Annotated in this window: 6 protein-coding genes; 2 read left to right on the forward strand and 4 right to left on the reverse strand. The window is 61.4% G+C overall.

The genetic code is table 11. The annotated features are described in order from the left end of the window. Nucleotides 1-93 precede the first annotated feature (93 nt). Nucleotides 94-1,272: a GGDEF domain-containing protein gene (locus tag CWO89_RS16120; protein ID WP_245476326.1), complete on the reverse strand. Its 1,179-nt coding sequence runs from the start codon at nucleotides 1,270-1,272 to the stop codon at nucleotides 94-96. 321 nt (nucleotides 1,273-1,593) lie between these two features. Beyond that, nucleotides 1,594-2,292 (reverse strand): outer membrane protein, encoded by a 699-nt coding sequence (locus CWO89_RS16125; protein ID WP_245476325.1) that lies wholly within the window; start codon nucleotides 2,290-2,292, stop codon nucleotides 1,594-1,596. A gap of 458 nt (nucleotides 2,293-2,750) precedes the next feature. Here CWO89_RS16125 and CWO89_RS16130 point away from each other — a divergent pair, with 458 nt between their 5' ends. Further along, nucleotides 2,751-3,731 (forward strand): helix-turn-helix domain-containing protein, encoded by a 981-nt coding sequence (locus tag CWO89_RS16130; protein WP_130579769.1) that lies wholly within the window; start codon nucleotides 2,751-2,753, stop codon nucleotides 3,729-3,731. A gap of 140 nt (nucleotides 3,732-3,871) precedes the next feature. Here the strand turns inward: CWO89_RS16130 and CWO89_RS16135 are convergent, their stop codons facing one another. Next, on the reverse strand, nucleotides 3,872-4,114 hold the full coding sequence (locus tag CWO89_RS16135; protein WP_165421186.1) for a DUF1127 domain-containing protein: 243 nt from the start codon (nucleotides 4,112-4,114) through the stop codon (nucleotides 3,872-3,874). 273 nt (nucleotides 4,115-4,387) lie between these two features. Between CWO89_RS16135 and CWO89_RS16140 the strand changes: the two genes are divergently transcribed. Continuing rightward, a complete protein-coding gene (locus tag CWO89_RS16140) occupies nucleotides 4,388-5,503 on the forward strand; it encodes a branched-chain amino acid ABC transporter substrate-binding protein (protein WP_130579771.1) in 1,116 nt (371 codons plus the stop codon). A gap of 61 nt (nucleotides 5,504-5,564) precedes the next feature. Here the strand turns inward: CWO89_RS16140 and CWO89_RS16145 are convergent, their stop codons facing one another. Further along, on the reverse strand, nucleotides 5,565-6,785 hold the full coding sequence (locus tag CWO89_RS16145; protein WP_130579772.1) for a multidrug effflux MFS transporter: 1,221 nt from the start codon (nucleotides 6,783-6,785) through the stop codon (nucleotides 5,565-5,567). Nucleotides 6,786-6,997 lie beyond the last annotated feature (212 nt).

Raw genomic sequence — 6,997 nt, forward strand, 5'->3', positions numbered from 1 at the left:
AGTGGACACCGGTTCGCGTGAAGAAAACGCGTCAAAACAAGAACCTAGAGCTTCGGTTCTGATTCCATCAGAACCGAAAATGCTCTAGGCAGGTTAGGACGAGCTGCGGACGATCGGCGCAGCGTCGCGATCGGTCGGCGTCACGGGGTGCAGGATGCTGGTCCGATTGCGTCCCGCCTTCTTCGCCGCGTACAGGGCGGAATCGGCCGCCGACATCAGCCGGTCCAGGACGATGTCTCGAGCGTGGGCGATCGATATCCCGGCACTCGCGGTGGCCATGATTTCAATGTTGCCATGGAGGATCGGCGCATCGCTGAACGTGGCGCGGACCCGATCGACGACGAGCCTTGCATCGTTGATCGTGGCGTCCGGCAGCAGCAGCGCGAATTCTTCCCCGCCGATTCTGCCAAAGATATCGCCCTGGCGGATCGCGCGCGCGGCGCGTCGCGCGAACTCGGCGATGACTTCGTCTCCGGCAGGATGGCCATGCTTGTCGTTGATGGCCTTGAAGTAATCGATGTCAAAAAGGGCAATCGCGATCTCGCACGACTTTCCCGATAATTTGGCAAGGCGGGCTGCGCTGGCCTCGAAGAAGCCGCGTCGATTGAGGACGCCGGTCAACTGATCCTTCATCGCGAGATCGCGGAGCCGGCGCTCGGAACGCTCGCCGATCATCAGAATGCCGAGGACGACGATCGCCACCATCGCGACGGCGGATTGGAACGGCGCAAAGGTGAGCCATCCCCGGAGCGGGCCCTGGCCGATTTCGTCGCGCATGACGAAGATGGCGATGGCCTGGCTGTAACTGACCACCGTCTCAAACAGGCAGATCAGCGCGATGCAGAGCCGTGGCGAAAGTTCCCGGGAAGAGGAGCGCCAGAGATCGAGGCCGATCAGGAGCGTCATCGTGCCGATCGCGAGATTGTAGTCGATCTGGCGAAGCGCGTAGCTCGGGTACGCGAACGGCAGACCCACTGCCCAGATCAACGGCGGCAGCAGCGCCGAGGCGGGCAACGGCCGTTGGTCGAAAACGCGCAAGCCGCACCAGAGCGCGCCCGCGCCGAACAGGGCGAAAAAGCCGGGAACGCCTATGGCCGAGAGCTGGGGCAGCGTCTGGCGCTGTGCCGCAAGGATGACGCCAAGGCCGGACAGCAGGAACCCGAGGATCCACCAGGAATACGACCTAGTGGAGCGATCCCGCATCCATGTGATCAAGATGATCAAGCAACCGATCGCGCATGCGGCCTCGGCCAACAGCCCGACGGTGAACATATCGAACAAGGACCACAACTCCGGACCTTTCCCCGGCACGACCAGCTATCCGCCCGACCTTAAAGGAACGAGGGCGAATTCACTACAATTCGATCGATTGAATCGGTTGTGATGGATGATGTCGGTTACCGCACGCCATGCGCGCTTCCGTACCGGCCGGTATCGGTAGCCGGAGAGGAAAGCGATCCGATCTAGTTCGGAAGGAACTGATTCGCGCGCGATGAAGCGGCGAGGGGCCGTGACGTGGTCAAGATAGTCTTAAGGAAATCGGGGAGCGGCGTCGATACGCAGCTCCCCGAGTCATGCAGATGTTCGATTCGTTCAGAATCTGTAGTTGACGCCGGCCTTGACCGTGTGAAGCTTGGTGCTGACGTCCATGCTGGCGCTCGAGAAGAAGCCGTTGGCGACGTCGGAAACCGTGTTGTTGAACACGGTGTGGCTGCCAAGGTCCACGTAGAGATATTCCGTCTTGAAGGACCAGTTCGGCGTAAGGGCATATTCGAGACCGGCGCCCGCGGTCCAGCCCCATTGCGTGTCGCTGGCCGCGATCGCGGCTGGCAGCGGACCAACAAGTCCATTTGCGTTGAAGGTCGCGTGCGATTTGACCTTGCCGTAAGCCGCGCCGCCGGTCGCGTAGAGAAGGACCCTGTCCCAGGTGTAGCCGAGGCGGCCGCGAATGGTGCCGAACCATTCGATCTCGGATCCGATGTCGAAGCTTGCGTTGCCGACAGCGTCCGGAGCGGTGAAGAGCGCGGCGCCCGCGAGCTTGCCCTCGATACCCGACCATTCGAAATCGGCTTCGATGCCGGCGACCACATTATTGGCGAACTGATAATTGTAGCCGATCTGGCCACCGCCGAAGAAACCGCTCGAGTTCAGGCTGACATTGCCGGCGAGGCTCGACTCGAGCGCAGGCGCTTCCGCCTGAAGCTGCCGCTGGAATGCCTGGAAGGGATAGTTGAACTTGTCGCCGCCAAAGCCGACATTGGCGCCGATATAGAAGCCGGTCCAGGAGAACACTGGGACGGCCGCGACGGGCGGCGCCTTGACCGGATAGGACAGATCGGCGGCAAAGGTCGGGCCCGCAAGCCAAGACCAAAGACAGTGCCGAGTAGAAACGTCTTCATTACCACGCCCCTAAATTTCCCTGGAGAAAGGGTTTTCCAGTGCATCGCCGTCATGGGACGGCGACATGTGAAGGCTGGGCGAGCGCGTCGTGACCTCGCGCTGGTCGAACTCGACGCAGTTCCTCGCAGCAGCCGTGTCGCAACATGGCAGGGGTTGCAGCGACGGTCTTGTTCTCGCCCGCACTGGATTTGAGCCCGAGCGCGCTCCCGCTAAACCGTTCGTCCCTGTGGCCGTTACGCAACAACCCGAAGCGGCATGCGAGCGATTCAGGGCGCGCTGCGGCAGAGTTACTCATGGCCCGCGTCGATCAGCCCCGGTAGCATGCGTGTGTAAGTGCAATTCCAAGAACAATGCATCAAGCAAGCTTCCACTCCGATAATCTCGATCCAGCGCTCGAAGACGATCGAAGGTTTTCCCTCTGGTATGAGAAGGTGGAGGCGCTCACCTGTTGTGTCGACATCACGCGATTCGACGATCGGCCGTTTTCGGGATTCCTCCGCTGGTCCGATTTTCAAGACGTTCACGTCACGCGATTCGGCGGCACTTTCGGCAGGATCAGGCGATCGAGGAGCGCCATTTCCCGCGGCCCCGATGATGATTTCTGCCTAGTGTTCCATCGCGGCGCGGGCACGCTGCGGGTGGATCAGTCAAACCGCGAAGCCAATCTTGCTTCCGGCGGCGCATTTCTCGGGACAAACGGCATGCCCGCCGACATGAGCTCCGATGCGCCCTTCGCCTGGACGACATTGACGGTCTCCAGGGAGCGGCTGGCGGCCCTCGTCGGCCAGGCGGACGACCTGTTGGCGCGGCCTCTCGATCCGCAGCGACCGGCCGTTGCGCACCTGCGGCGCTATATCGAAAGCGTCGTGAAGCTGTCGCGTGCGCCGCACGACCCGCAGCTTGACGCGCATATTCGCACGACTCTTCTCGACCTGATCGCGCTGGTGCTCGGCGCGCGCGGTGATGCCGCGCAGATCGCTACGACGCGTGGCCTGCGGGCATCGCGTATTAACGACATTATTGCCGAGATCGATCGAAGCTTCATGAGTGCCGGTTTCTCGGCAGCGAACGTTGCCCGCCATCTCGGTCTCTCGACCAGATATGTGCAGGATCTCTTGCAGGAGACGGGCCAGAGCTTCACGGAGCGCCTGCTGGAGCGCCGGTTGCAGCAGGCGCGGCACATGCTTACGAGCGAGCAGGGAGATCGTCTCAAGATCAGCGAGATCGCGCTCGCATGCGGCTTCGGCGAGGTCTCCTACTTCAACCAGCGGTTCCGCGGCCGCTTCGGAGTCACTCCGACGGAGTGCCGGCGCGATTCGTCCCGCCGTTGATCGATCAGCGATCGAGGTCCTCGCGCGCTGTGTAACCGGCTAGAGCATGATCCGGAAAAGCGGAGACCGGTTTCCCGAAAAAGATCATGCTCAAACAAAGAGCTGAGCGGGATGACGATTCGAAGAAAAGTCATCACGCTCTAGGTTTCGCGCCTGCGGATGGAGGCGATATCGTAGCGGGATAATCCGATGTCGCGCAGCATTCGGTCGTCGAGATCCCGCAGCTCTGCCGTGGCCTGGCGTATCGCCAGTTCTTCCCTCATCTTCGACAGCAGGAACGTCACCATCGCGCTGATCGAGACATACCATCGCGGAGCGTTCGGCGCCCGTTGGGTCCGTTTCGGATATGGTCGGGTGTAAAACAGTTGGTCGATGTGTGACATCGATATCTCCCGGCAAATATCAGTCCCGGGAGACTCTGCCGCAGCCATGTTTCCGGACCATTCCGACGCCGGAAAATACGGCTACGGCCGTAACGCGTGGCCGCGGCCGCTTTCCTGGCGATAACGGATAACAGAGCTCGCGCCACCTCGCCCTTGATGGAGCCAGCGCCGCTGGTAAAAAAATACGGTGACATCGCGCCGATGTCAGCCGGCCATGCTATGAAGAGGCCGGCGCAGTCGCCGTCTCTCTAAAACAACCCCAAGGACTTTCGTATGAAAGTGGTCAAGCTCTTCGGTCTAACACTAGGTGCGTCACTTGTGCTGTCCTCTGCAGCGCTGGCCCAGGACATCAGGGTGGCGGTTGCCTCATCGATCACCGGCAGCGAAGCCGCGTTCGGCCGCCAGTTCCAGAACGGCGCCGAGCAGGCGGTGGCCGACATCAATGCCGCAGGCGGCCTCCTCAACAGGAAGCTGGTGCTTGATGTCAACGACGACGCCTGCGATCCCAAGCAGGCGCGCTCGGTGGCGGAGAAGATCGCCAGTGCGAGAATTCCGTTCGTCGCCGGCCACTATTGTTCTTCGTCGTCGATCCCGGCGTCGGAAGCCTATGCCGACGGCAACGTGTTGCAGATTTCGCCGGGCTCGACCAATCCGCTGCTCACGGAGCGCAAGTTGTGGAACGTGCTGAGGGTCTGCGGCCGCGACGACCAGCAGGGCCTGGTTGCCGCCGCCTATATCGCCAAGAATTTCGCCGGCAAGAACATCGCGATCCTCAACGACAAGACCACCTACGGCAAGGGGCTTGCCGACGAGACCAAGAAGGCGCTCAACAAGGCCGGCGTCACCGAGAAGATGTTCGAATCCTTCAACAAGGGCGACAAGGATTTCAACTCCATCGTGTCGCGGCTGAAGCGCGAGAACATCGATCTGGTCTATCTCGGCGGCTATCATCAGGAAGCAGGCCTGATCCTGCGCCAGATGCGGGATCAAGGGCTCAAGACGGTGCTGATGGCGGGCGATGCGATCAACGACCGGGAGTTCGCCTCGATCACCGGTCCTGTTGCGGAAGGTACACTGTTCACCTTCGGTCCCGATCCGCGCGAAAAGCCGACCGCCAAGGCAATCGTCGAGAAGTTCAAGGCCAAGAACATCGATCCCGAGGGTTACACCCTCTACACCTATGCGGCGTTCCAGGTGTGGTCGCAGGCGGTGGCGAAGGCCGGTTCGACCGATCCGAAGAAGGTGATGGATACAATCAAGGCCGGTGAGTGGGACACCGTGCTCGGCAAGATGGCATTCGATTCCAAGGGTGACATCAAGGCGATCGACTATGTCGTCTATAAGTGGGACGCCAAGGGCGGCTACGCACAGGTCGACAAGGGGCTGTGAGGTAGCATGATGTCCAGGGCCAACGGGCGGGTTCCGCTCGTTGGCGTATGTAGACGCTGTCTCAAGACGGCACCACGGCCTGTTGCCTGGTTCGCCCGATTGCCATGGCGAAGAACAGCAGTGCAAGGAGAGCGCAGAATTCCATCACGCCGGCCATCGATAGCGCCGTCCGGCCGTCGAAGAGAACAGCCGTGAGCGCGCTGGATAGTGCGCCGGATATCATTATAAGACAGTTGACTGCGGCGCTGACGGTGCCCGCCATTTCCGGCAGCGCTTGCAGCGCTCCCTGCATGAGGCCTGGCGCCCCGATGCCTCCGCTGAATACGACGGCGACGAACAGCAGAATAACGATGGTGGTCGGCGTCCAGTTCAACAGCGTCATGGCCAGCAGGACCGACGATGTAAGCGCCTGGATGGAAAATCCGATCGACAACGAATAATGCGATGGAACTCCGCGTGCGTTGAGCCGGCCGTCGAGGAACGCTCCAGCCATTCCGGCCAGCGCGGTCAGGCCGAATATGACTCCATATTGTGTTGAGCTCAGCCCGGCGACCTGGACAAGGAAAAGGGAGGACCCCGTCGCATAGGCGGCGAGAACTCCGAAGGACGCCGCGGCGGCAAGGAGATAGGCGCGACAGGTCGGATGCGACAGGACGCAGCGATAATCTCCGACAAGCGCCAGGAGGCTGAAGCGGGTCGCCGGCCGCGGCTTCCGGCCGTAGTCGGGGCCAAAGCGCAGGCCTATCAGCAAGAGAATCCCGAGTGCCGCAAGGCTTGCGTAGATCGCGCGCCAGTTCGCGAGATCGAGCAGGGCCGCTCCAGCCATCGGCGCGGCGATTGGGGAGACGTATATCGCCATGACGATGTTCGACAGTTTTTGGCGGACGATGGTATCGTCGAACGTGTCACGGGCGATCGCGATGGCAAGGGTCATGGCTGCCGCGCCGATGCCCTGGATGACGCGGCACGCAATCAACACCGGCAGCGATGGTGCCAGCGCGCATCCGACCGAGGCCATGATGAAGATGATGGTGCCAAGCGTGACCACCGGTTTGCGACCGTATCGATCCGACAGCGGTCCGAACGCCAGCGGCGCAAGGCCGAAGCTGATCATGTAACTGCTGATCGTCAGGCCGGCGCTATGTACCGGAACTGCAAGAGAAGTGGCTGTGTCCGCAAGGGCCGGCAGCGCCATGTCGGTGCCGAAGCCCGGGAGAGTGGCCATCAAACCGAGCAGACAGGAGAACGTGACCGAGTCCGTTTTGCCTGGAAGCACCGTCATTTGGATTTTTGCTTGCCGAAGGTTTGTGTCGTTCGTTGAGCGCTCGATCGAGGGACCACGCCCGACACTGTCAGCGGAATGTTGCGCGCTGATTTCAGTCCGCGTGCGCTCTGTTACTTCCGTAACCGTGGCTGCTTCGATGAGGATTGTTGCGGCTGTAGCGCATTCGTCCGCTCCGGTGACCTAACCGTAACACCGACCGAACACTGGGG

This window comes from Bradyrhizobium sp. Leo170, from assembly GCF_004296405.1.
GTDB lineage: Bacteria > Pseudomonadota > Alphaproteobacteria > Rhizobiales > Xanthobacteraceae > Bradyrhizobium.

Bases quoted from the DNA above. Each gene is read 5' to 3' on its own strand.
- CWO89_RS16145 (WP_130579772.1), bottom strand. From the start codon at position 6,785: ATGACGGTGCTTCCAGGCAAAACGGACTCGGTCACGTTCTCCTGTCTG.
- CWO89_RS16130 (WP_130579769.1), top strand. From the start codon at position 2,751: ATGCATCAAGCAAGCTTCCACTCCGATAATCTCGATCCAGCGCTCGAA.
- CWO89_RS16135 (WP_165421186.1), bottom strand. From the start codon at position 4,114: ATGTCACACATCGACCAACTGTTTTACACCCGACCATATCCGAAACGG.
- CWO89_RS16140 (WP_130579771.1), top strand. From the start codon at position 4,388: ATGAAAGTGGTCAAGCTCTTCGGTCTAACACTAGGTGCGTCACTTGTG.
- CWO89_RS16120 (WP_245476326.1), bottom strand. From the start codon at position 1,272: ATGTTCACCGTCGGGCTGTTGGCCGAGGCCGCATGCGCGATCGGTTGC.